Genomic DNA, 24,809 nt, shown 5'->3' on the forward strand with positions numbered 1-24,809 from the left:
CGCGCGCGTGGTGCCCGGTCAAGCGGACGGTTCGGCATCGGGTGTGCTCGCGGGGCCGGCCGGGGACTCGCAGGACCTGTACGCGGACGCGCGGGACCCGCACGCGCGCGTGGAAGCCGCCGAAGGGCTCGCCCCGGCCGTCGGCGCCCCGCGCGGGGAGTGTGCCGACGGTGCCGCCGTGGCCGACGAGGACGGCCCCGCCTTCGAGGTGATCTACCTCCTGGAGGCCGAGGACGCGGCCGTGGCGCGGTTGCGGGAGCGGCTCGACGCGCTCGGGGACTCCCTCGTCGTGGTCGGCGGCGACGGGCTGTGGAACGTCCACGTCCATGTCGACGACGCGGGCGCCGCCGTCGAGGCCGGTATCGAGGCCGGGCGGCCCTACCGGATCCGGATCACGCACTTCGGCGCCGGGGACGTGCACACCACCGGCGCGGAGCGGCCTCCCCGCGAGCGCGCCCAGCGTGCCGTCGTGGCCGTGGTGCCCGGCGAGGGCCTGGCCGGGCTGTATGCCGAGGCCGGCGCGACCACCGTGCTCGCGCGCCCCGGGGAGCCGCCCGCGAGCGGCGAGCTCGTGCAGGCCGTGCGGCGGGCACACGCGCGCGAGGTCGTGCTGCTGCCCAACGACGCCGAGCTGCGCCACACCGCCGCCGCGGCGGCCGAGCAGGCTCGTACCGAGGGCATCCGCGTGGCCCTCATCCCGACCCGCTCGGCGGTCCAGGGCATCGCCGCGCTGGCCGTGCACGAGCCGGAGCGCCGCTTCGACGAGGACGTGGTGTCGATGACCTCGGCGGCCGGCGCGACGCGCTACGCCGAGGTCACCGTCGCCGAACGCCAGGCCTGGACGATGGCCGGCATCTGCCAGGCGGGCGACGTACTCGGCCTGATCGACGGCGACGTGGCCGTGATCGGCTCGGACGTCACGGCCACCGCCGAGACCGTCCTGGACCGCATGCTCGCGGCCGGGGGCGAGATGGTCACCCTGGTGCTCGGCGACGAGGCTCCCGGCACCATCGCCGAGCACCTGGAGGGCCGGGTCCGCGAGGGGTACCTCGCCGTCGACACGGTCGTGTACCGGGGTGGGCGGCAGGGGGCCGTGCTGCTCATCGGCGTGGAGTGAGTGGAGCGGAGCAACAGGAGCGGAGCGGGTGAGCGGAGTAGGAGGAGCGGAGTAGGAGAGGAGCGGAGTAGGAGGAGCCGTTCAGTCCGGCTGCTCCGCCAGGAGCCGGAGCATCTGCTCCGCCTCCGCCCGCCGGGCCCGTACGATTTCGCCGTCGCCGTCGCCGGTCTCCGCCCCGCCGTGGCCGCGGTATCCGTCGTACGCCGCCAGCACCGCACGCGCGCGGGCCGCCGCGTCGGCCGGGCGGCCCAGGTCGGCCTCCAGTCGGCCGGCGGCGAGTTCGGCGCCGGTGCGGCTGTGCAGGGCGGCGTCCCCGAGGGAGGTGAACACCTCGGCCGACCGCAGCACTTGGGACAGGGCCTCCTCGAACACGGCCCGGGCCGAGGTGTCGTCGGCGTCGTCGGAGACGGACCGGGCCAGCAGGTCGCCGAACTGCCGGTGCGTGTGGCCGAGTTCGGCGACGAGCTGCTGCCGGGACTCCGCGTCGGGCGCCGTGTCCCGTGCCGCCTCGCCCTCCCGGACCGCCTCCGCCATCAGGGCGCGTGCCTCCTCGAGGCCGTCCTGTGCGCGCAACGCCAGCCAGGCGCGGGCGCGCAGGGAGCGGATCAGCCCGTGGACGTTGCCGAGTTCGCGCCACAGGTCGCCCGCGCGCGAGTAGGCCCGGTCCRCATCGTCGGCCAGCCCGGCCTGCCCCAGGGACTCCCCGGCCAGGTGGGCCAGGGTCGCGTGGTCGTGCTGTTCGGGCCAGTGCCGGGCGATCTCGGCGGCCTGGAGACGCCGTTCGGCGGCAGCGCGGTGCTCGCCGAGTTCGCTCAGGCAATCGCCGAGCCACCACTGCGTCTGCACGATCGCCCCGTCGCCGTGCGTCTCGGCGGTCAGGTCGGGCAGCGCCGACTCCAGGACCTCGGCGGCCTCGGCCCACCGTCCCTGCCGCAGCAGGAACCCGCCGAGCTGCTGCCGGGCCCAGGCGCCCAGGGTCGCGCCCTCGCCCGCCTCGTCGGCCCAGTGCGCGGCCTCCAGGGCGTGCTGGGCGGCCTCCACGGCATCGCCCCGGCCGCCGGTCAACTCGGCGAGCTGGAGGTGCAGCTGGGCCCGTCCGGGCGCCTCCAGCTGGGCCCCGCCGTGCTCCAGGGCCGCCCGCAGCGCCCGTTCCGCCTCCGCCATGTCGCCGAGGTGGTGGGCCAGGGAGGCCAGCCGGGCCTCGTACTCCACCGCGAACCACGGCAGCCCCGCCGCGACGAACGCCGCCGCGCCCCGCGCGAACAGCCCCGCGGCCGTCCTCAGATCCCCGCCCAGTCCGGCCAGCTCGGCGAGCATCGCCTGGGCCTCGGCGGCCCGCGCGGCCAGCCGCACGTCCTCCCCGACCCGCCCGTCGACGAGCGCGAGAACCTCCCGGACAGCGGCCTCGGCCTCGCCGAGAACCGCCTCCGGGCCGTCGCGCTCGGCGTGACCCTCCGCGAGACCTTCCCCGGCCTCGTGCGCCCGGCGCATCAGGATCCGGGCCCGGCCCATCAGGACGGACGCCGTCTGCCGTATCCCGGTGTCGCCGGCGGCGTACAGCGCGAGGATCTCGTCGTAGGGTCCGGACACGGCAGCGAGCGCCGCGTCCACGTCACCCCCGAGGGCGCGGACGTACGCCGCACGCGCGCGTGCGGCCAAGGCCTCCCCGGGGTCGCCCGCCGCCGCGTACAGCTCCGCGGCCCGTTCGAAGAGGGCGGCGCCCTCCGGGCCGAGGTCCATCGCCTCGTGGTCGGCCAGTTCGGCCCGGTCGCGCGGGTCCAGCTCCACGCCCTGCGCGGCTTCGGCGACCGCCGCCCACGCCTCCACGGCGTTCGGCCGCAGGTTGTCCGACAGCCGCCGCGCCTCGGCCAGCAGGGCGGGCAGATCCGGCTGCCCGGTGGCGGCGGCCGTGACAACCGGGGGAGCGGGCGGCGGCACCGGCCGTACGGACCGCACCCCGAGCGGCAGCCGCTCCACCAGCGGGCGCCGCTCCATACGCGCGCGTGCCCGCTCGCCGACGTACGTCGTGCCGTTGCGCTCGTCGAAGCGGGCCGCCAGGGCGAGGGCCTCCGTACGCGCGTGCGTGGCCAGTTCCCCGGCAGTCCACTCGCGGCCGGCCGGACCGGGTACCTGTCGGTCGCCCAGCCCCAGCCCGGTCAGGCGGTCCATGAGCAGGGCCACCACGCTCATGAACTCCAGCCTGCTCTGCGGCTGCCCGTCGTCCGTGAAGTACGCCGGCCGCTCCGCGAGCAGTTCCAGACCGCGTGCCTCGTTGCCGGTCAGCGCGCAGAACTCCACGTGCTCCGCGTAGGCGCCGCGCATGCTCTCCATGGCCCGCACGAGCCGCAAGCCCCGCAGATGGTTCGCACGGGCCTCGTCCGGGCGGCCCAGCCGCAGCAGCGGCACCAGGGAGGAGGCGAGGGCGGCGTGCGGCTCGTGGGCGCAGGCGTACTCGCCCTCCAGCACCGGCCGCCACAGCTGAAGCGCCTGCGCGTCCCGGCCCCGCTCCGCCTGCCACCAGCCCTGCCCGTGCAGTTCGCAGGCGTGGCAGTCGGCCATGCCGTCCCGGTCGGCGGCCAGCCACGCGGCATACGCCCGCTCGGCCCGCGCCAGGTCCCCCACATGCGCGGCCACGCTGTGCTCGGCGCTGCGCACGGCCCGCTCGGAGTATCCGGCGAGCCGGTAGCGGTGCTCCATCTCGCCGAGCCACTTCTCGATCGACGCGAGCGGGATGTGCGGCTGGTCGAGCATGCCGGACGACACCCACTTGAAGACCCAGTGCAGCGAGTGGGACTCGTACTCGTCGAAGTCCTCGGGGTGTTCGTCCCACAGGCGCAGCAGGCGCGCCAAGGGGACGAACATCTTCCCCTTCTCGGAGCTGTAGTTGTAGACCTTGAGCTGGTGTCCGAGCGCCTCGATCACGGCGAGCGGGACGTTCAGCTTCTCGGCGGCGGCCAGCAGTTCCTCGGCACGCGCGTTGCGGGCCGGGCCCTCCGGCTGCTCGGAGTTCTCCGCCATCGCCCGGCGCAGGGCGTCGAAGTCGGTGATCTCGCTCATGCCTGACCGTCCTCGCTGTGCGTGGCCCACTCCAGGAGGCCGATGAACGCGCGGTTGAGCAGCGCCGAGTCGGCGGGCCTGAGCGGCCGCTGCGCCATCAGCAGCGCCTGCCCGTACAGCGACTCCGTGGCGGTGCCGATCAGCTCCGGGTCGTGCAGCGAGCTGATCCGCCGGACGAGGGGGTTGAGGTGGTTGAGCACCAGACGCGCGCGCGGGGCGCTGCCGCGCAGGGAGCCGAGGATGCCCGCCCACAGGTCGTCGGCCTGTGCCTCGGCGTCGGCCCGGGCCTGTTCGTGCCGGGCGTCCCGGTCGTCGAGGTGCAGGGCGGGCAGGGAGAGCGGGTGGAAGGCCCGCAGCACGACGTCACAGCCGAGCGGGTCGAGCCGGGCCCGCGCCGCCGCCAGGAAGCCGGACAGGGCCAGCTCCTCGGCCGGGTCGACCGCGTCCAGATGCGCGGTCACCGTCTCGGCGTCCAGCTCGGCGACCACGGTCCCCGGCCGCACCGACGGCAGTGCCTGAACCAGCTCGCTGTCGTACGTGTAGCCGCCGTTGATCACGCCGATGCCCTGCGCGGACGCGATCGGCGCGACCTGCCGGTACTCCTCGACGGTCTGCGTGAAGTGCACCACCGGGTGCCGCTGCGCGAACTCCTCCAGGGACAGCCGCCCGTCGGTCGTCTCGAAGGGCAGCCACGGCAGCATCGTGCGCAGCATCTCCCGGTCGTGCCGGGCCAGGGACTTCACGCCCAGGTGGTGCACCGACAGGAACGCGGCCAGCCGCTCCGGATCACCGGCGGCCAGACCGGTGAGCCAGGCCCGGATCCGCTCGCCCAGCGCCTCCCGTACGGCGGCCAGCGTCTCGTCCTCGTACAGCGCCTCGCGCGACGCCGTCGGCCGCAGACTGTCCGTGTCCAGGACACAGCGCACGAAGAACGCCCAGTCGGGCAGCAGCTGTTCGGCCCGCTCGGTCAGCAGCATGCCCTTGAGGTGCACGCGGTGCCCCGCGCGCTGGGCCGGGCTGACCGCCGACGGCAGCACGTACGCCACCCCGCGGACGCCGGCCAGCGGCACGGACAGGTCGATCGTGTCCAGCGGGGTGAAGCCGAACATCTCGTGGCAGTGCCGGGCGAGGGCGACACGGCGGGTGGCCGGGCTCGGATAGGACCGGTCCCAGGGCGCCGGCAGGTCGGTGACCGGCTCGTCGCCCACCCGGACGTCGTACGGCAGCAGCGACCCGAAATCCCGCGCCAGCGCCTCGACCCGCTCGGGCGTGAGCCACTCCGCGGCCCCGGCCCGCGCCACCAGATGCACGGTGGTGCCCGGTTCGGGACGCTCGGCGTCCGGCAGCGTCCGCACGGTGTACGAACCGTCGTCGGACGCCGTCCACTCCACCGGCGGCGCCCCGGGCGTACGGGCGCTGCGGCTGACCACCCGGATCCGCTCGGCGACGACGAAACAGGCCAGCAGGCCGATGCCGAACTGCCCGAGAAACTCGGAACGCGCCTCCTGAAGGCCCTCGGCGCGTTTGGAACTGCGCCCGATCGTGGCGAGCAGGTCGTGCACGTCCGCCTCGGTGAGTCCGACGCCGGTGTCCTCGACGCGCAGGGCGCCGCCCTCCGCGGACAGCCGCACCCGGGCCGGAGCGTCGGGTTCCGTCGTGCGCCTGGCGGTGATGGCGTCCACGGCGTTCTGCAGCAGCTCCCGCAGGTACACCTTGGGACTGGAGTAGAGGTGGTGGGAGAGCAGGTCCACCAGACCACGCAGGTCGACCTGGAACGTATGAGGTGACTGGGGCGGATGGGACGGCTGGGATGCCTGTGAGATCTGGGAGTCCATCTTCACGGCGCCGGTGGGGGACTCGCGACGGCGCGGGGTCGGGCGGTCCCGGTGAGGCGGTGACCGCGAAAGAGGGCCGGGAGCGCGTCATCCTAAGGCCCGAACCAGCCGCCTGACCAGGGATTTCCGGGACGTATACGGCGACCTGCGCCACGGCCTCTACGGCATTGTCAGTGGTGTGGTGTGCAATGGATCTCGTGCCCGCACTTCACGAACCGCTGCGACAACCACTGAAGTCGGTGCTCGGCCCCGCCACCGCGAAGGTGATGGCCGAGCACCTCGGCCTGCTCACCGTCGGCGACCTCCTCCACCACTACCCGCGCAGATACGAGGAGCGCGGCCAGCTCACGCACCTCGCCGACCTCCCCATGGACGAGCACGTCACGGTGGTCGCCCAGGTCGCCGACGCCCGCCTGCACACCTTCGCCTCCGCCCGGGCCCCGCGCGGCAAGGGCCAGCGCCTGGAGGTCACGATCACGGACGGCAGCGGCCGCCTCCAACTGGTCTTCTTCGGCAACGGCGTTCACAAGCCCCACAAGGAGCTCCTGCCGGGCACCCGCGCGATGTTCGCGGGCAAGGTCTCCGTCTTCAACCACCGCCTCCAACTCGCCCACCCGGCCTACGAGTTGCTCCGAGGCGATCCGGAGGAGTCCGTCGAGACATGGGCCGGCGCCCTGATCCCGATCTACCCGGCCACCGCCAAGCTGGAGTCCTGGAAGATCGGCAAGGCGCTCCAGACGGTCCTGCCCACCGCCCAGGAGGCCGCCGACCCGCTGCCGGAATCCCTGCGCCAGGGGCGCGGCCTGGTCCCCCTCCCCGAGGCACTCCTGAAGATCCACCGCCCGCACACCAAGGCGGACATCGAGGACGCCCGCGCCCGCCTCAAATGGGACGAGGCCTTCGTCCTCCAGGTCGCCCTGGCCCGCCGCCGCCACGCGGACGCCCAGCTCCCGGCGGTCTCCCGCAAACCCAGCCCCGACGGCCTCCTCACGGCCTTCGACGCCCGCCTCCCGTTCACCCTCACCGAGGGCCAGCAGCGGGTTTCCCGGGAGATCTTCGAGGACCTGGCGACCGAGCATCCGATGCACCGGCTGTTGCAGGGGGAGGTCGGATCGGGCAAGGCCCAGCCCCTCGACTCGCTGGTGCTCACACCCACGGGCTTCCGCCCCATGGGGGATCTGCGGGTGGGCGACGAGGTGGTGGTGCCGGACGGGGACATCGCGCTGATCGATGGCGTCTTTCCTCAGGGAGAACGCGATGTGTGGCGCTTGGTCCTGTCCGACGGGAGTTCCGTCGAGTGCGACGACGAGCATCTCTGGATCGTCGGCACGAGCTGTGGTGGGCACCGTGGCCAGGCTCCCAAGGTCATGACGACCCGGGAGATCCGTTTCGACACGTTCGAGGCCGACGGCTCCTCGAAGTGGTACATCCCGCCGGCGAAGCCGGTCGATCTCGGCGGCGACGCCGGGCTGCCCCTCGACCCGTACCTGATCGGACTGCTGCTGGGGGACGGTTCGTTCCGGCACGATCTCCGTCTTTCCACCATCGACGACGAGATCCGTGACGCGGTAGCGGCGGCAGTAGCGCCCGAATGCCTGCTGGTACCGGTGAGGGGATCGCACTGTGACTACACCGACTACACGATCCAGCTCAAGCAGCGTGCGGGAGGCGTGCGCAACCCGGTGATCCAGGTCCTGCGCGAGCTGGGCCTCTGGGGAACGACGTCCCACGACAAGTTCGTCCCGCAGGCTTTCAAGAACGCTCCGATCAAGGACCGTCTCGCCGTGTTGCAGGGACTTCTGGACACGGACGGCACCGTCCAAGCCGACGGCATGAGTATCTCCCTCTGCTCGGCTTCGCGCCGACTCGCGGAGGACGTGGCATGGCTCGTACGCTCTCTGGGCGGCCGGGCGCGAGTGCTGCCGGAGGAGGCCGCGTACACCGTGCAGGTGTGCCTGCCGGACGCTTACGCCCCGTTCCGGCTCACCCGCAAAGCAGAACGCGTGCGTCCGAGGCCGAAGGACGACACGTTCCGACGCGGCATCCGGGCGGTCGAGTACGTGGGGCAAAAGCCCGTCCAGTGCATCAGCGTCGCCCACCCGAGCCATGCGTACGTCACCGACAACTTCACCGTCACCCACAACACCATGGTGGCCCTGCGCGCCATGCTCGCCGTGGTCGACGCCGGCGGCCAGGCCGCCATGCTCGCGCCCACCGAAGTGCTCGCCCAGCAGCACCACCGCTCGATCGTCGAGATGATGGGCGAGCTGGCCGAGGGCGGCATGCTGGGCGGGGCCGAGCAGGGCACCAAGGTGGTGCTGCTCACCGGATCCATGGGCGCGGCCGCCCGCCGCCAGGCCCTGCTCGACCTCACCACCGGCGAGGCCGGCATCGTCATCGGCACGCATGCGCTGATCGAGGACAAGGTGCAGTTCCAGGACCTGGGCCTGGTCGTGGTCGACGAACAGCACCGCTTCGGCGTCGAGCAGCGCGACGCCCTGCGCGGCAAGGGCAAACAGCCCCCGCACCTCCTGGTCATGACGGCCACGCCGATTCCGCGCACGGTCGCCATGACGGTCTTCGGCGACCTGGAGACCTCCGTCCTCGACCAGCTCCCGGCCGGCCGCTCGCCGATCGCCAGCCATGTCGTCCCGGCCGCCGACAAGCCCCACTTCCTGTCCCGCGCCTGGGAACGGGTCCGCGAGGAAGTGGGCAAGGGCCATCAGGCGTACGTGGTCTGCCCCCGCATCGGCGACGAGGACGACGACCCGAAGAAGTCCACCAAGAAGAAGTCCCCCGAGCCCGCCGAGTCCCCGGAGGACGCCGAGAAGCGTCCGCCCCTCGCCGTCCTCGACGTCGCCGAACAGCTCTCCAAGGGCCCCCTCCAGGGCCTCCGGGTCGAGGTGCTGCACGGCCGTATGCACCCCGACGACAAGGACGCGGTCATGCGCCGTTTCGCCGCAGGGGAGACGGACGTCCTGGTCGCCACGACGGTCATCGAGGTCGGCGTCAACGTCCCCAACGCCACGGTGATGGTGATCATGGACGCCGACCGCTTCGGCGTCTCCCAGCTCCACCAGTTGCGCGGCCGCGTCGGCCGTGGCTCGGCCCCCGGCCTGTGCCTCCTGGTCAGCGAGATGCCCGAGGCGAGCCCCGCCCGCCAGCGCCTGAACGCGGTCGCCTCCACCCTCGACGGCTTCGAACTCTCCCGCATCGACCTCGAACAACGCCGGGAGGGCGACGTCCTCGGCCAGGCCCAGTCGGGCGCCCGCACCAGCCTGAGGATGCTCGCGGTCATCGAGGACGAGGAGATCATCGCCGAGGCCAGAGAGGAAGCGGCGGCAGTCGTGGCGAAGGACCCGGAGCTGACCCACCTCCCGGCCCTGCGGACAGCGCTGGACGCCCTCTTGGACGAGGAGAGGGAGCAGTACCTGGAAAAGGGGTGACAGGTGTTGCCGCCAAGGGGCGCGGGGCTGTAGGCCATATGCGGCTACCGCCGCGCGGGCGCGACCAGCCACACTGGTACCTGAAGCCGTCCACGACCAAGGACCGAAGATGACCCGCGTGATCGCCGGCACAGCCGGCGGACGTCGCCTGGCGGTACCCCCAGGCACCGGCACCCGCCCCACCTCCGACCGCGCACGCGAAGGTCTCTTCTCCACCTGGCAATCCCTCCTCGGCGGCCCTCTGGACGGCGAACGCGTCCTGGACCTCTACGCGGGATCAGGAGCCGTCGGTCTGGAGGCCCTCTCCCGCGGCGCCGGCCACGCCCTCCTCGTCGAGGCCGACGCGCGAGCGACCCGCACGGTCCGCGACAACGTGAAGTCCCTCGGACTCCCCGGCGCCGAGGTCAGACCCGGCAAAGCGGAACAGATCATCCGCACGACACCCCCCGGCGACCCGTACGACCTCGTCTTCCTCGACCCGCCGTACGCCGTCACGGACGACGATCTTCGCGAGATCCTGCTCACACTCCTCTCGGAACGCTGGCTCGCCGAAGAAGCCCTCGTCACCGTGGAGCGCAGCACCAGAGGCGGTGAATTCCGGTGGCCCGAGGGTTTCGAAGCCCTCCGGGCCCGTCGGTACGGCGAGGGAACGTTTTGGTACGGTCGCGCCGCCTCTACGTGCGAAGACGCACGATGACCGGACCGGAGAGCGAGGGATCACAAGTGCGCCGCGCCGTATGTCCCGGGTCGTTCGACCCGATCACCAACGGACACCTCGACATCATCTCCCGCGCCTCCAGGCTGTACGACGAGGTCTACGTCGCGGTGATGATCAACCAGTCGAAGAAGGGCCTGTTCGAGATCGACGAGCGGATCGACCTGATCCGCCGGGTCACCGCCGAGTACGGCAACGTCCGCGTCGAGGCCTTCCACGGCCTGCTCGTCGACTTCTGCAAGCAGCGCGAGATCCCCGCCATCGTCAAGGGCCTGCGCGCGGTCAGTGACTTCGACTACGAGCTCCAGATGGCCCAGATGAACAACGGCCTCTCGGGCGTGGAGACCCTCTTCATCCCCACCAACCCCACCTACAGCTTCCTGTCGTCCTCCCTGGTCAAGGAGGTCGCGACCTGGGGCGGCGACGTCTCCCACCTGGTCCCCGCGGAGGTCCTCCAGGCCCTCGGCGAGCGCCTGCGGAAGGACTGAACGCGCCCCGGGCGCCCCACGGGACCCTGACACCCCGTCACCCGGTGTTCCCCGGGTACCCCGTGGCCGTACAGTCGTCCCGTCCGTCTCCAACGCATCTGTAGAGAGTGGCGAGCACACGGTGGACGTGCAGAAGAAGCTCGACGAGATCGTCGCCGCGGTCTCCGGCGCCCGGTCCATGCCCATGTCGGCCTCGTGCGTGGTCAACCGCGCCGAACTGCTCTCCATGCTGGAAGAGGTGCGCGCGGCGCTGCCCGGCTCCCTCGCCCAGGCGCAGGAGCTGATCGGCGACCGCGAGCAGATGGTCGAACAGGCCCGCCAGGAGGCCGAGCGGATCATCCAGAGCGCGCACGCCGAGCGCGGCTCCCTGATCTCCGACACCGAGGTCGCCCGCCGCTCCCAGGCCGAGGCCGACCGGATCCTCGCCGAGGCCCGCCGGGAGGCCGAGGAGATCCGCGCCGAGGCCGACGACTACGTCGACTCCAAGCTCGCCAACTTCGAGGTCGTCCTCACCAAGACCCTGGGCTCGGTTGGCCGCGGCCGCGAGAAGCTCCTCGGCACCGGCCCCGGCACCGACGAGCAGGGCTACCAGGACGAGGACGCCCCCGAGCGCAGCCACGACCCGGAGACCCAGCGCCGCAGCGCCGACGAGTACGTCGACGTCAAGCTCGGCGCCTTCGAGGCGGTCCTCGCCAAGACCCTGGAGGCCGTCGGCCGCGGCCGGCAGAAGCTGCACGGCCGGATCGCCACCGACGACCTCGGCGCCCTCGCCGACGAAACCGGCACCGTGCAGCACACCAGCGACGCCGACTACCTCGCCGGCCTGGTCGCCCTCGCGGAGGAGAAGCCCCCGGCCGAGCAGCCCGCCCAGCAGCAGGACTACGGCCGGCCGCAGCCGGCCTACGCCTACCAGCAGCAGCCCGACCCCTACGGCGGCTACCCGCAGCAGCCGTACGCCGCCCAGCAGGACCAGTACGGCTACCAGGCCGATCCCTACGCCTACCAGGGCTACGACCCGCAGCAGGCCGCGTACGACCCGAACCAGGACCAGCAGGCGCAGCAGTCCCAGCAGCAGCCACAGCCGGGGCACCAAAGCCCTCAGAGCCCTCAGAGCCACCAGGGATACGCCCTGGACGAGACCAGCCTCTTCGACACCGGCATGATCAGCGCCGAGCAGCTCCGGGCCTACGAGCAGGGCCGCGGCAACGGCTGAGCACCGGATTGGGCCGACAGGCAAAGGTCCAGTATCCTGGCTCTTCGGTCGCGCGTACGTCCGCGATCAACGCTGCCCGGGAACACCGAAGGGCGGCGTCTCCCTCAGCTCGGCAGACCGAAAGCAGGAATGGCCCTGAACGCCCGCCTCGACCACCGCAACCCCCTCGTGTTCGACACGCACGAGCTGGGTCGGCGGCCCGGTGCGCTACAGCGCCTGACCCGCACGGTCGACGCTCCCAAGGACTTCGGCATCAAGGAAGTCATCGGAGTGCCGGAAGGCGCTCCGGTGGAGCTCGAACTCCGCCTGGAGTCGGTCATGGAAGGGGTGCTCGTCACAGGCACCGCCCGTGCCACGGCAGAGGGGGAGTGCGTAAGGTGTCTGGAGCCGCTTCAGCTAGACGTCGAAGCGGAGTTCCAGGAGATGTTCTCGTACCCTGACGCCGACGACCGGGGCCGCGCGATCGCGGAACCGGGCGACGACGCCGAGGACGACGAGGACAGGCTCTTCCTCGAGGACGGCCTGTTCGACCTCGAGCCCGTGCTGCGTGATGCGGTGGTGCTCGCACTGCCGATGCAGCCGGTGTGCCAGGAAGACTGCCCTGGTCTGTGTGCCGAGTGCGGCGCACGGCTGGCGGACGACCCGGACCACCACCATGACGCCGTCGACATCCGTTGGGCGGCATTGCAGGGACTCGCCGGCACCATGTCGGACGGCGAGAAGGACGAGATGAGCGGCGCCGAATCTGGCGTCGACGAGAAGCAGGAGAAGTAGCCGTGGCTGTTCCGAAGCGGAAGATGTCGCGCAGCAACACGCGCCACCGCCGGTCGCAGTGGAAGGCTGCGGTCCCCACCCTGGTTGCGTGCGAGCGCTGCCACGAGCCCAAGCTGCAGCACATCGCGTGCCCCTCGTGCGGCACTTACAACAAGCGCCAGGTCCTCGAGGTCTGAGCGGCTGGTGAGAGGCACTGTGTCCACGCCTAAGAACAAGTCTTCCCGCGAGAGCGGGAGCACGACGGCGGACAACCAGGCCTCGTCCCACACGCTTCTGGAAGGGCGGCTCGGCTACAAGGTCGAGTCCGCCCTTCTGGTGCGAGCACTGACCCACCGGTCGTACGCATACGAGAACGGCGGTCTGCCGACCAACGAGCGCCTGGAGTTCCTCGGGGACTCCGTGCTCGGCCTGGTCGTCACGGACACGCTGTACCGCACCCACCCCGACCTGCCTGAAGGCCAGCTGGCCAAGCTGCGGGCCGCGGTGGTGAACTCGCGTGCGCTTGCGGAGGTGGGGCGCGGGCTCGACCTGGGCTCCTTCGTCCGGCTCGGCCGGGGTGAAGAAGGCACGGGCGGGCGGGACAAGGCGTCCATCCTCGCCGACACCCTCGAAGCGGTGATCGGCGCGGTCTATCTCGACCAGGGGCTGGACTCGGCGGCGGAGCTGGTGCACCGCCTGTTCGACCCCCTGATCGAAAAGTCCTCGAACCTCGGTGCCGGCCTGGACTGGAAGACCAGCCTCCAGGAGCTCACCGCGACCGAAGGGCTCGGCGTGCCCGAGTACCTGGTCACGGAGACCGGCCCCGACCACGAGAAGACCTTCACTGCTGCCGCCCGCGTCGGAGGCGTCTCGTACGGCACCGGCACCGGCCGCAGCAAGAAGGAGGCGGAGCAGCAGGCCGCCGAGTCCGCGTGGCGGTCCATCCGGGCCGCGGCGGACGAGCGTGCCAAGGCGGCGAAGGCCGCCGAGGCGACGCAGACGGCGGCGGTTCAGGCCGCCCACACGGCCGTCGACGGCAGCGTCGACGGCTGACAGCCACCGCCCGGCGCCTCAGCCGGGCGGCCGGCACAGCACAGCGCACCCGAGCGCCCGCCCCTGCCCGGGGGCGGGCGCTCGGGTCATCCGCAGGTACGTGACGGGGGACCCCATGCCCGAGTTGCCCGAGGTCGAGGTCGTACGGCGCGGCCTGGAGCGGTGGGTCGCTCACCGGACCGTCGCCGAGGCCGAGGTGCTGCACCCGCGCGCGGTGCGCCGCCACCTCGCGGGCGCCGACGACTTCGCGCACCGTCTGAAGGGCCACCGCATCGGCGTCCCGAGCCGCCGCGGCAAGTACCTGTGGCTGCCCCTGGAGGACACGGACCAGTCGATCCTGGCCCACCTCGGCATGAGCGGCCAGCTGCTGGTCCAGCCGCACACGGCCCCGGACGAGAAGCACCTGCGCATCCGCGTCCGCTTCACCGACGTCCTGGACACCGAACTCCGCTTCGTCGACCAGCGCACCTTCGGCGGCCTGTCGCTGCACGACAACACCCCCGACGGCCTGCCCGACGTCATCGCGCACATCGCCCGCGACCCGCTCGACCCGCTCTTCGACGACGAGGCCTTCCACCGGGCGCTGCGCCGCAAGCGCTCCACGATCAAGCGGGCCCTGCTCGACCAGTCGCTGATCAGCGGCGTCGGCAACATCTACGCGGACGAGGCCCTGTGGCGCGCCCGCATCCACTACGAGCGCCCGACCGCGACCTTCACGCGCCCGCGCTCCCTGCTGCTCCTGGGCCATGTGCGGGACGTCATGAACGCGGCCCTCGCGGTGGGCGGCACCAGCTTCGACAGCCTGTACGTCAACGTCAACGGCGAGTCGGGCTACTTCGACCGGTCCCTCGACGCGTACGGCCGCGAGGGCCTGCCCTGCCGGCGCTGCGGCACCCCGATACGCCGACGGCCCTGGATGAACCGGTCGAGCTACTACTGCCCGAAGTGCCAGCGGCCCCCGCGGATCACGCCCTAGCGGCGTCGTACCGCTCCCGCGCGGCCAGTACGTCGTCCATGCTGCCCTCCACGAAGTGGATCAGGGCGAGCAGCCGCTCGGCCACGCCGCGTCCCAGCGGCGTCAGTTCGTAGTCCACGCGGGGCGGGTTGGTCGGCTGCGCCTCGCGGTGCACCAGGCCGTCGCGCTCCAGCGCGTGCAGCGTCTGGGACAGCATCTTCTCGCTGACGCCGTCGACGCGGCGACGCAGCTCGTTGAAGCGGAGCGAGCCCTCGTACAGGGCGCCCAGCGTCAGTGCGCCCCAGCGGCCCGTGACGTGCTCCAGCGTGCCGCGCGAGGGGCAGGCCCTGGCGAACACGTTGTACGGGAGGTCGTCGAACCCCGCCGTGAGCTCCTGGGTGGTGGTCATATGCCCAGCCTACGCCAGCGCAGCGCTGACCGACAGGTTGCGCTAACTCCTGGTTAGCGTCGGGAGGGCCTAGTAACCGAAGTTCTGGGTCCACCACGGGCCGCCCGACCCGAACTCGACACCGACGCCCAGCGTCTTGAAGTCGCAGTTCAGGATGTTGGCGCGGTGGCCGGGGCTGTTCATCCAGGCGTCCATCACGGCCGCGGCATCGGCCTGGCCGCGGGCTATGTTCTCCCCGCCGAGGTTGGATATCCCGGCCTTCTCGGCCCGGTCCCACGGCGTCCTGCCGTCCGGGTCGGTGTGGTCGAAGAAGCCCCGCGCGGCCATGTCCTCGCTGTAGTTCTGCGCCAGCTCGGTCAGCGCGCTGTTCGCGGCGACCGGGCTGCAGCCCACCTGCGCCCGCTCCTCGTTCACGAGCTTGAGCACCTGGGCCGCGGCGGCGGACTCCTCGGACAGGGCGGCGGGCGCGCTGGGCTTTCGCGGCGCCTTCGTGGCCGTGCGGGAGGGGGTGTTGTCCGGCTTCTCGCTGGGGGTGGCCGCCGGCTTCTTCTTCTCCGGGGTCTTCTCCGGGGTCTTCTTCTGCGTCTTCTCCGGCTTCTCCGGCGTCTTCGTCGGCGCGGCCGACGACTTCGAGGCGGACGGCGACGGCGAGGGGGAGCGCGCGGCGTCCCGGCTCGTGGGCGCGCCGTCCCGGCCGTCGGCGCTGCCGGTGGTGCCGCCCTGCTCGGCCGGGCTGTTCGTCGGCGTGTCCCCGGCCTGCACCTTGTCGGCGCCGCCGTTGCCACCGCCGAGCTTGTAATTGTCGAGGCCGGGCACCGCGCCCGTGGCGACCGCGACCGTGCCGAGGGCGACCGCCGCGGACACGCCGAGCAGCCCGGTGCGCATCGGCCGCGCGGCCTTCTTCCGGCGGCGGTGCGAGCCCGGACGTCGGGTGCCGTAGTCGGGTGTGAAGCCGTCGCCGGCGAAGACGGCCGGGTCGGCGGTCCGGGAGTCATAGCCGTCACCCGGCTCGGAGGCGCCCGTGGCGAACAGGTAGGCCTCACTCTTCGCGTAGGTGCCGGCGTACGCCTCGGGGTTCAGGTAGGGCGCGATGCCCATCGTCGGGCCGTCTGCCGCGGTGGAGTGCAGCGGGTCCTGGCCTGCCACGGAGCCGTCGGCCTGCGTGATCCCCGTGGCGCGGCCCGTGGCGGCGCGGCCGGCGGCGGAGCGTCGGTGGCGTCCCATGTCCTGGCCTTCCTCGTCCTGGCGGTCGACTCGTCCTCGAGATCAACACCAAACTCACTCGATCGTGTGAGTTTCATATGAGATTCGTTGGGTGGGGACGGTACCGCATGGCGCAAGTGGAGGAAGTGCCCGGAGGGAAGATGGGGCGGTTAGGTTGCAGTCATGAGCGAGGATGTGCGACTGGTCGCCTGGGTGCGTGGACGCGTCCAAGGTGTGGGTTTCCGCTGGTTCACACGGGCCAAGGCCCTGGAGATCGGCGGCCTGAGTGGTTTTGCTCTCAATTTGGGCGACGGACGCGTCCAAGTGGTCGCGGAGGGCGCGCGCGAGGGCTGTGAAGGCCTGCTGGAGTGGCTCCGCAGTGACGACACGCCCGGCCGCGTGGACGGCGTCACCGAGATCTGGGACACACCGCGTGGCGGCTACGAGGGCTTCGCCATCCGCTGATCCCATACCGCCGGGCGGCCCCGGGGGCCGCTCGCGGACCGGCCGCCGAGGGCCGCTCAGGACGGAAACTTGCTGGTGATTGCCAAGAATCACTTGCCTTGGCAGGCGGCACACGCAAGGATGATCGCCACGCCCCGAGGGCCCCGCAGAAGCCGCAGCATCGCCGTTCCAGGCCATGTGCGCCCGGGTCGCCCGCCAATACAGGGCGTGATCGTGTTGACCGTCAAACTTTTTGGTGAGACGCTGAAAGCACCCCGCGCACCTAGCTGTTTGGCATGGCTGAACGGCAGCACAACTCCAGGCCCTGCCAAGACTGCGGGTGCGGAATCCCTCACGACCCACACCGCATCGGTCGGTCACTCATTGTGGAGGACCATCCATCATGGCAAAGGCGCTTCTCGGTTACGTCGGCGGCTCCGACCCTCGACTCCTCGCCGAGATGCGACGGCTCCAGCAGCGCGTCCAGGACCTGGAATCCGAACTCGTACGGATCCAGGCCGAGAACGAGGCGCTGACGGCTGCCGCTTCTCACGACAGGATCATGGAGAGCGTTGACGCACACCAGGCGGAGCCTGCGCTCACCTGATCACTGCACCGCTCCACAACAGCACCGCAGTGGTTGGGACGCTCGTCATAACCGCTGAGTTGTCAGAAGTGCAAGGGACGCCGTAGGCGTCCCTTCTTTCTTGCCCCCGCATCCTTTCACCGTCTTTAACGTCTGGTCTGCCCTGTGCGTTCAGTGGCGAAACCGTGGGTTCATGGAGTGAGACGAACCCGAGCGGTAGAGTCCGGCGGCGTGCACCTTAAGGCCCTGACCCTCCGCGGGTTCAAGTCGTTCGCCTCGGCGACCACACTCCGGTTCGAACCGGGGATCACGTGCGTCGTCGGACCGAACGGCTCGGGCAAGTCCAACGTCGTCGACGCGCTCAGCTGGGTCATGGGCGAGCAGGGCGCCAAGTCGCTGCGCGGCGGCAAGATGGAGGACGTCATCTTCGCCGGCACCACCGGCCGCCCACCACTGGGCCGCGCCGAGGTGTCCCTGACCATCGACAACTCCGACGGGGCCCTGCCCATCGAGTACGCCGAGGTCACCATCACGCGGATCATGTTCCGCAACGGCGGCAGCGAGTACCAGATCAACGGCGACACCTGCCGCCTCCTCGACATCCAGGAACTGCTCTCCGACTCCGGCATCGGCCGCGAGATGCACGTCATCGTCGGACAGGGCCAGCTCGACTCCGTGCTGCACGCCGACCCGATGGGCCGCCGCGCCTTCATCGAGGAGGCCGCCGGCGTCCTCAAGCACCGCAAGCGCAAGGAGAAGGCGCTGCGCAAGCTGGACGCGATGCAGGCCAACCTCGCGCGCGTGCAGGACCTCACCGACGAACTCAGACGGCAGCTCAAGCCCCTCGGCCGCCAGGCCGCCGTCGCGCGCCGGGCCGCCGTCATCCAGGCCGACCTGCGCGACGCCCGGCTGCGCCTGCTGGCCGACGACCTCGTACGGCTCCGGGAAGCCCTCAAGGCGGAGGTCGCCGACGAGGCCGCGCTGAAGGAACGCAAGGAGGCCGCCGAGCAGGAGCTGCGCAGGGCGCTCCAGCGGGAGGCGCTCCTGGAGGACGAGGTACGGCAGCTCACGCCGCGCCTCCAGCGCGCCCAGCAGACCTGGTACGAGCTCTCCCAACTCGCCGAGCGGGTGCGCGGCACGATCTCGCTGGCCGACGCCCGCGTCAAGAGCGCCACCTCCGCGCCGCCCGAGGAACGGCGCGGCCGCGACCCGGAGGACATGGAGCGCGAGGCCGCCCGCATCCGCGAGCAGGAGGCCGAGCTGGAAGCGGCCCTGGAGGCGGCCGAACGCGCCCTGGAGGACACGGTCGCCCACCGCGCCGAGCTGGAGCGCGCCCTCACCGAGGAGGAACGGCGCCTCAGGGACGCCGCGCGCGCCATCGCCGACCGGCGCGAGGGCCTGGCCCGGCTCAGCGGCCAGGTCAACGCGGCCCGCTCCCGCGCCGCCTCCGCCCAGGCCGAGATCGAACGCCTGGCCGCCGCCCGCGACGAGGCGCAGGACCGTGCCGTCGCCGCCCAGGAGGAGTACGAGGTCCTCAAAGCCGAGGTCGACGGCCTCGACGCCGGCGACGCCGAACTCGCCGAGCAGCACGAGGCCGCCAAGCAGCAGCTCGCCGATGCCGAGGCCGCCCTCACGGCAGCCCGCGAGGCGACCACGGCGGCGGAACGCAAGCGCGCCGCGACCCAGGCCCGCCACGAGGCCCTGGCGCTCGGGCTGCGCCGCAAGGACGGCACCGGGATACTGCTCGCGGCGAAGGACCGTCTCTCCGGCATCCTCGGCCCGGCGGCGGAACTCCTCACCGTGACCCCCGGCTACGAGGTCGCTGTCGCCGCGGCTTTCGGAGCGGCAGCGGACGCGGTCGCCGTCACGACCCCGGCCTCGGCGGCAGACGCGATCAGACTCCTCCGTAAACAGGATGGAGGCCGGGCAACCTTGCTCCTGGCGGGGGCTGCCGACGACCTCAGGGGCGCGGGGAACTGCGCGAACAGCCCCAACGGACCCGCAGACGCAGGTCGTACCTTCGCCGCAGAACTGGTCCGCGGCCCTTCCGACCTCATGCAGGCCGTCCGCCGTCTCCTCCACGGCATCGTCGTCGTCAGCACCCTCGAAGACGCCGAAGACCTCGTCTACGCCCACCCCGACCTCACCGCCGTAACCGCCGAGGGCGACCTCCTCGGTGCCCACTTCGCCCACGGCGGATCGGCCGGCGCCCCCAGCCTCCTGGAGGTGCAGGCCTCCGTCGACGAGGCCGCAGCCGAGCTCGAAGAGCTCGCCGTCCGCTGCGAGGAGCTCACCGAGACCCAGGCCTCGGCCGTGGCGCGGCGCAAGGAGTGTGCCGCGCTGGTCGAGGAGCTGGGGGAGCGGCGCCGGGCCGCCGACCGGGAGAAGTCGGCCGTCGCCCAGCAGCTCGGCCGGCTCGCCGGGCAGGCACGGGGAGCCGCGGGGGAGGCCGAGCGGTCCACCGCCGCCGCGGCCCGTGCCCAGGAGGCCCTCGACAAGGCGCTCCAGGAGGTCGAGGAACTCGCCGAGCGGCTCGCCGTCGCCGAGGAGATGCCGATCGAGGAGGAGCCCGACACCTCCGTACGGGACCGGCTCGCCGCCGACGGGGCCAACGCCCGCCAGACCGAGATGGAGGCCCGACTCCAGGTCCGTACGCACGAGGAACGGGTGAAGGGTCTGGCCGGGCGGGCCGACTCCCTGGACCGGGCCGCCCGCGCCGAACGCGAGGCACGCGCGCGTGCCGAGCAGCGCCGGGCCCGGCTGCGGCACGAGGCGGCGGTCGCCGAGGCCGTGGGCTCGGGTGCCCGGCAGCTGCTCGCCCACGTCGAGGTCTCCCTCGCCCGCGCCGATGACGAGCGCACCGCCGCCGAGGCCGCCAAGGCCCGCCGCGAACAGGAACTCGCCCGCGCTCGCACCGAGGGGCGCGATCTCAAGGCCGAACTCGACAAGTTGACGGATTCGGTTCACCGCGGCGAGGTACTCGGCGCCGAGAAGCGGCTGCGCATCGAGCAGTTGGAGACCAAGGCGCTGGAGGAGCTGGGTGTCGAACCGGCCGGACTGGTGGCGGAGTACGGACCGCACCAGCTCGTGCCGCCCTCGCCCCCCGCCGAGGGCGAGGAGTTGTTGGAGGACCCGGAGCACCCGCGCAACCGGCCCAGGCCGTATCTCCGGGCCGAGCAGGAGAAGCGCCTGAAGGCCGCCGAACGCGCCTACCAGCAGCTCGGCAAGGTGAACCCGCTCGCCCTGGAGGAGTTCGCGGCGCTGGAGGAGCGCCACCAGTTCCTCAGCGAGCAGCTCGAGGACCTCAAGAAGACGCGGGCGGATCTCCTCCAGGTGGTCAAGGAGGTCGACGAGCGCGTCGAACAGGTCTTCACCGAGGCCTACCGGGACACGGCCCGGGAGTTCGAGGGCGTGTTCAGCCGGCTGTTCCCGGGTGGTGAGGGGCGGCTGATCCTGACCGACCCCGACAACATGCTCACCACGGGCGTGGACGTCGAGGCCCGGCCGCCGGGCAAGAAGGTCAAGCGGCTGTCGCTGCTCTCCGGCGGGGAGCGGTCGCTGACCGCCGTGGCGCTGCTCGTGTCGATCTTCAAGGCTCGGCCCAGCCCGTTCTACGTCATGGACGAGGTCGAGGCCGCCCTCGACGACACCAACCTCCAGCGGCTCATCCGGATCATGCAGGAGCTCCAGGAAGCCTCCCAGCTGATCGTGATCACCCACCAGAAGCGCACGATGGAGGTCGCCGACGCACTGTACGGCGTCTCCATGCAGGGCGACGGTGTGTCGAAGGTCATCAGCCAGCGCCTCCGCTAGATGAGTGTGCTCTACACCGGTCTCACCTGCGGCTCTCGACGGCTTCAATTCTTGAACACATCACCGACACACTCCTGCCTCAGTTTCACAGCTACTGACCTATTGACTTCGAAACTTGAAGGCATAGTCTCGGCAACGTTCCTTTTACCTTCAGGTACCTTCAGGTGGCACCTCGAAGGCTGATTCGCTCCGGCAGCGTTGCCGGTGGCCCGAGGAGTACACGTGACCAGCACAGCGCAGGCACCCAAGTCAGGAGCCAGGACGGCTCATCCCGATCATCTCGGGCACGTCATCTTCATCGCGGCGGCGGCCGCGATGGGCGGTTTCCTCTTCGGCTACGACAGTTCCGTGATCAACGGCGCCGTCGAGGCCATCCGGGACCGCTACGACGTCGGCTCCGCAGCCCTCGCCCAGGTCATCGCCATCGCCCTCATCGGCTGCGCCATCGGCGCGGCGACCGCCGGCCGCATCGCCGACCGCATCGGCCGCATCCGGTGCATGCAGATCGCCGCCGTCCTCTTCACGATCAGCGCCGTCGGCTCGGCGCTGCCCTTCGCGCTGTACGACCTCGCCTTCTGGCGCGTCGTCGGCGGCTTCGCCATCGGCATGGCCTCGGTGATCGGCCCGGCCTACATCGCCGAGGTCGCCCCGCCCGCCTACCGCGGCCGGCTCGGCTCCTTCCAGCAGGCCGCGATCGTCATCGGCATCGCCGTGTCGCAGCTGGTCAACTGGGGTGTACTGAACGCCGCCGACGGCGACCAGCGCGGCAAGCTGATGGGCCTGGAGGCCTGGCAGGTCATGCTCGGCGTCATGGTCGTCCCGGCCGTCCTCTACGGGCTGCTCTCCTTCGTCATCCCCGAGTCCCCGCGCTTTCTCATCTCCGTCGGCAAGCACGAGCGCGCCCGGGAGATCCTCGCCGAGGTCGAGGGCAAGGACGTCGACCTGGACGCCCGTGTCACCGAGATCGAGCACGCCATGAAGAGCGAGCACAAGTCCAGCTTCAAGGACCTGCTCGGCGGCAGCTTCTTCTTCAAGCCGATCGTCTGGATAGGCATCGGCCTGTCGGTCTTCCAGCAGTTCGTCGGCATCAACGTCGCGTTCTACTACTCCTCGACGCTGTGGCAGTCGGTCGGCGTCGACCCGACGGACTCGTTCTTCTACTCCTTCACCACGTCGATCATCAACATCGTCGGCACCGTCATCGCGATGATCTTCGTCGACCGCATCGGCCGCCGGCCGCTCGCGCTCATCGGCTCGGTCGGCATGGTCGTCGGCCTGGCGCTGGAGGCCTGGGCGTTCTCGTACCACCTGGTCGACGGCAAGCTGCCCGCGACCCAGGGTTGGATCGCCCTGATCGCCGCGCACATCTTCGTCCTCTTCTTCGCCCTGTCGTGGGGTGTGGTCGTCTGGGTCTTCCTCGGCGAGATGTTCCCCAACAAGATCCGCGCCGCCGCGCTGGGCGTGGCCGCCGCCGCGCAGTGGATCGCCAACTGGGCCATCACCGCGAGCTTCCCGTCGCTGGCGGACTGGAACCTGTCCGCGACCTACGTGATCTACACCGCGTTCGCCGCGCTCTCCATCCCGTTCGTCCTGAAGTTCGTCAAGGAGACGAAGGGCAAGGCGCTGGAGGAGATGGGCTGAGCCCGTCCCGCACACTCGGGGAGAAGGGCCAAAGTCCCCGCTGCCCCTCTCCCCGTAACCCGCCGTCGCCCCGGTTCGGCCACTGCCCGAGCCGGGGCGGCGGTCCGCTGCCTCACCGGCTCAGAACGCCGGCGCCGCTTTCCAGGGCGCGCAGGGCCGTCGCCTCGATGTCGCGCAGCCGTGACTCCAGCTGGTCCCGGCGCTCCGTGATCCCGCGCGGGCGCTCAGTGGTGGCGGCGATCAGATCGAAGGCGGCCGACACCGCGGCGTCGGCCGCCGCGTCGAGGGCGGCGTCCGGGAGGACCATGGTTCGCCCGCAGCAGTGCCACTTCCCGCAGGAAATCCGGCACCTCCGGGGCCTTAGGGCGTGTATCAAAAGTGGATCATGGGCATGCGATGATCTTGGATCGTGGCGCGTGGAGATCTGACCGACGCACAGTGGGCAGTGCTGAAACCCCTGTTGCCCAAGGGCAAGAAGACCGGTCGGCCGCCGATATGGACCCGGCGGCAGCTGATCGACGGCATACGGTTCCGGGTCCGCACCGGCATCCCCTGGCGGGACATACCCGAGGAGTTTGGGCCGTGGGGCCGGGTGTACGACCTGTTCCGCCGCTGGCAGCGAAACGGCATCTGGCAGCGGATCGTCACCCATCTCCAGGCCCGGGCTGACGCGAAAGACCTGATCACCTGGGACATCAACGTCGACTCCACCGTTGTGCGCGCCCACCAGCATGCCGCCGGGGCGCGGAAAAAGGGGACCTGCAGAAGGAGCCGCCCGGCGGCATCGCCACCGAGCCGGACGATCACGGGCTCGGACGCTCGCGCGGCGGCCTGACCACCAAGCTGCACCTGGCCGTCGAGCAGCGCCAGAAGCCCATGTCGATCGTGGTCACGGCCGGACAGCGCGGCGACTCCCCGCAGTTCGAGGTCGTCCTGGGCCGCATCCGGGTCCCCCGACTGGGGCCGGGCAGGCCGCGTGTTTGCCCCGACCGGGTCCGCGCCGACAAGGCGTACGCCTCCCGCAAGAACCGCGCCTACCTGCGCCGACGTGGTATCCGCTGCACCATCCCGGACAAGGTCGACCAAGCCCGCGACCGCAAGAAGCGCGGCTCCCGTGGCGGCCGGCCGCCGAAGTTCGACCCGGCGGACTACAAGGCGCGGCATGCAGTGGAGTGCGGCATCAATCGCCTCAAAAGGCACCGCGCCGTGGCGACGCGCTATGACAAGCTCGCGGTCCGCTACGAGGCGACCGTCCTCGTCGCGGCCATCAATGAATGGCTGTGACCACTCACACGGCTCGTTCCATGCAGACCAGCTGATCCCGCTCGTCCCACGACTCAGTGACGGTGAATCCGAGCCGCTCGTACACGGCGATCGCTCCTGACCGCCACTTCCACACCGACAGCCGCACCGCGCTGACGTCATTTTCCGCAGCATGCACGAGCGCGGCGCTGACCAGGCTGGACGCGATACCCCGCCCCCGGAACGCCGGGTCCGTCCAGAGCCTCTTGACCTCGGACCGTCCGTCGACAGAGGCGGTCAACACCAGGCAGCCCACTGCGGTGTCCCCGCTCAAAGCCAGCAGCACGACATCGTCAACGAACACGGCCTGTGGATCCGCGACCTCTACCCGGTAGCGCTCCGGCAACCCACCCACACCGGCGACGGCCTCACCCTTCTCGGCCTGCGTCTGCAGATGGTAGGCCGCCAGCAGATCTGCCAGCCCATCCTGGGCGGAAGGAACCTGACCTGGCCAGCGGACGATGGCAACCTCGCGTTGCTCAGTCATGACGTGAGCATCGCATGACACATGCCAGGGCCGGAACGAGTACCTTGATCCACTTTCGATACGCACCCTAGGCGAGCAGATCGCTCTCGGCCAGGACCGGAAGGAAGCGTGCGCTCGGCGAGCGCACCGTCTCGGAGCCCCACACCGTCCGGCGCCACGACTCAAAACCGGCCGAGTCGGCGCAGCCCTCGGGGACGTCCAGGACCCGCCACTCGCCGTCCGCGTCCCGCACCGAACACATCCACCGCCGAGGTCACGAACACATCCACCACCAAGGTCATGCGCGCAGTGC

At 71.3% G+C, this 24,809-nt stretch carries 21 protein-coding genes; 14 read left to right on the forward strand and 7 right to left on the reverse strand.

Features of this window, described 5'->3' with window-relative positions; translation table 11 throughout:
- Positions 1-1,117, forward strand: a 1,117-nt coding sequence (locus CA983_RS06890) for a DAK2 domain-containing protein (protein WP_483027210.1), incomplete at its 5' end; no start/stop codon positions are given.
- An 81-nt stretch (positions 1,118-1,198) separates the two neighbouring features.
- Here the strand turns inward: CA983_RS06890 and CA983_RS06895 are convergent.
- The gene (locus CA983_RS06895; protein WP_086599988.1) at positions 1,199-4,174 is read right to left on the reverse strand and encodes a hypothetical protein; all 2,976 of its coding nucleotides are present in this window, start codon (positions 4,172-4,174) and stop codon (positions 1,199-1,201) included.
- Positions 4,171-6,009, reverse strand: coding sequence for an HSP90 family protein (locus CA983_RS06900; RefSeq protein WP_086599989.1), 1,839 nt, complete (start codon positions 6,007-6,009; stop codon positions 4,171-4,173). Before CA983_RS06900 ends, CA983_RS06895 begins: the two co-directional genes overlap by 4 nt.
- 188 nt (positions 6,010-6,197) lie before the next feature.
- On the opposite strand from CA983_RS06900, the gene CA983_RS06905 reads away from it, so the two are divergent.
- The 8 genes from CA983_RS06905 (at position 6,198) to mutM (ending at position 14,653) form a co-directional block, all read left to right on the forward strand.
- Complete coding sequence (locus CA983_RS06905) at positions 6,198-9,455, forward strand: helicase-related protein (RefSeq protein WP_086599990.1); 3,258 nt, start codon at positions 6,198-6,200, stop codon at positions 9,453-9,455.
- Positions 9,456-9,564: 109 nt separating this feature from the next.
- A complete protein-coding gene (rsmD, locus tag CA983_RS06910; RefSeq protein ID WP_086599991.1) occupies positions 9,565-10,152 on the forward strand; it encodes a 16S rRNA (guanine(966)-N(2))-methyltransferase RsmD in 588 nt (195 codons plus the stop codon).
- Positions 10,153-10,178: 26 nt separating this feature from the next.
- Entirely contained in the window at positions 10,179-10,658 is a 480-nt protein-coding gene (gene coaD, locus CA983_RS06915; protein WP_086599992.1) for a pantetheine-phosphate adenylyltransferase, read from the forward strand.
- Positions 10,659-10,779: 121 nt separating this feature from the next.
- Positions 10,780-11,871, forward strand: coding sequence for a cell division initiation protein (locus CA983_RS06920; protein WP_086599993.1), 1,092 nt, complete (start codon positions 10,780-10,782; stop codon positions 11,869-11,871).
- 129 nt (positions 11,872-12,000) lie between these two features.
- Positions 12,001-12,645 (forward strand): YceD family protein, encoded by a 645-nt coding sequence (locus CA983_RS06925; RefSeq protein ID WP_086599994.1) that lies wholly within the window; start codon positions 12,001-12,003, stop codon positions 12,643-12,645.
- A 2-nt stretch (positions 12,646-12,647) separates the two neighbouring features.
- Positions 12,648-12,821 carry a 50S ribosomal protein L32 gene (gene rpmF / locus CA983_RS06930; protein WP_007493396.1) on the forward strand — a complete coding sequence of 58 codons (174 nt, stop codon included), beginning with the start codon at positions 12,648-12,650 and terminating at the stop codon, positions 12,819-12,821.
- 19 nt (positions 12,822-12,840) lie between these two features.
- Entirely contained in the window at positions 12,841-13,677 is an 837-nt protein-coding gene (gene rnc, locus CA983_RS06935) for a ribonuclease III (RefSeq protein WP_086599995.1), read from the forward strand.
- A 115-nt stretch (positions 13,678-13,792) separates the two neighbouring features.
- Positions 13,793-14,653, forward strand: coding sequence for a bifunctional DNA-formamidopyrimidine glycosylase/DNA-(apurinic or apyrimidinic site) lyase (gene mutM / locus CA983_RS06940; RefSeq protein ID WP_086599996.1), 861 nt, complete (start codon positions 13,793-13,795; stop codon positions 14,651-14,653).
- Here mutM and CA983_RS06945 read toward each other — a convergent pair.
- Positions 14,643-15,041: a winged helix-turn-helix transcriptional regulator gene (locus CA983_RS06945; protein ID WP_086599997.1), complete on the reverse strand. Its 399-nt coding sequence runs from the start codon at positions 15,039-15,041 to the stop codon at positions 14,643-14,645. The two genes, mutM and CA983_RS06945, sit on opposite strands and share 11 nt — an antisense overlap.
- A 69-nt stretch (positions 15,042-15,110) precedes the next feature.
- Positions 15,111-16,265, reverse strand: coding sequence for a CAP domain-containing protein (locus CA983_RS06950; RefSeq protein WP_086599998.1), 1,155 nt, complete (start codon positions 16,263-16,265; stop codon positions 15,111-15,113).
- Positions 16,266-16,427: 162 nt separating this feature from the next.
- On the opposite strand from CA983_RS06950, the gene CA983_RS06955 reads away from it, so the two are divergent.
- The 4 genes from CA983_RS06955 to CA983_RS06970 all read left to right on the forward strand — a co-directional run bounded on the left by CA983_RS06955 (position 16,428) and on the right by CA983_RS06970 (position 22,728).
- Positions 16,428-16,709 carry an acylphosphatase gene (locus tag CA983_RS06955; protein WP_059421923.1) on the forward strand — a complete coding sequence of 94 codons (282 nt, stop codon included), beginning with the start codon at positions 16,428-16,430 and terminating at the stop codon, positions 16,707-16,709.
- A 382-nt stretch (positions 16,710-17,091) separates the two neighbouring features.
- Complete coding sequence (locus CA983_RS06960; protein ID WP_003993245.1) at positions 17,092-17,295, forward strand: hypothetical protein; 204 nt, start codon at positions 17,092-17,094, stop codon at positions 17,293-17,295.
- A gap of 210 nt (positions 17,296-17,505) precedes the next feature.
- On the forward strand, positions 17,506-21,087 hold the full coding sequence (gene smc / locus CA983_RS06965; RefSeq protein WP_086599999.1) for a chromosome segregation protein SMC: 3,582 nt from the start codon (positions 17,506-17,508) through the stop codon (positions 21,085-21,087).
- Between the two features lie 222 nt (positions 21,088-21,309).
- A complete protein-coding gene (locus CA983_RS06970; protein ID WP_086600000.1) occupies positions 21,310-22,728 on the forward strand; it encodes a sugar porter family MFS transporter in 1,419 nt (472 codons plus the stop codon).
- Positions 22,729-22,840: 112 nt separating this feature from the next.
- Here CA983_RS06970 and CA983_RS06975 read toward each other — a convergent pair whose 3' ends face one another.
- Positions 22,841-23,035, reverse strand: a complete 195-nt coding sequence (locus tag CA983_RS06975; RefSeq protein WP_086600001.1) for a hypothetical protein — start codon at positions 23,033-23,035, stop codon at positions 22,841-22,843.
- A gap of 99 nt (positions 23,036-23,134) precedes the next feature.
- Here CA983_RS06975 and CA983_RS06980 point away from each other — a divergent pair.
- Positions 23,135-24,012, forward strand: a protein-coding gene (locus CA983_RS06980) for an IS5 family transposase (protein ID WP_425276426.1) whose coding sequence is annotated in 2 segments (ribosomal slippage) — positions 23,135-23,495 and positions 23,495-24,012 — 879 coding nt in all. Because the reading frame shifts where the segments join, the coding sequence is not laid out codon by codon here.
- A 4-nt stretch (positions 24,013-24,016) separates the two neighbouring features.
- Here CA983_RS06980 and CA983_RS06985 read toward each other — a convergent pair.
- Positions 24,017-24,517, reverse strand: a complete 501-nt coding sequence (locus CA983_RS06985; RefSeq protein ID WP_086600002.1) for a GNAT family N-acetyltransferase — start codon at positions 24,515-24,517, stop codon at positions 24,017-24,019.
- A gap of 67 nt (positions 24,518-24,584) precedes the next feature.
- Positions 24,585-24,749 (reverse strand): hypothetical protein, encoded by a 165-nt coding sequence (locus CA983_RS46155; protein ID WP_167407339.1) that lies wholly within the window; start codon positions 24,747-24,749, stop codon positions 24,585-24,587.
- Positions 24,750-24,809: the final 60 nt, after the last annotated feature.

Source organism: Streptomyces swartbergensis (genome assembly GCF_002148965.1).
In the GTDB taxonomy this organism is placed as follows: domain Bacteria; phylum Actinomycetota; class Actinomycetes; order Streptomycetales; family Streptomycetaceae; genus Streptomyces; species Streptomyces swartbergensis.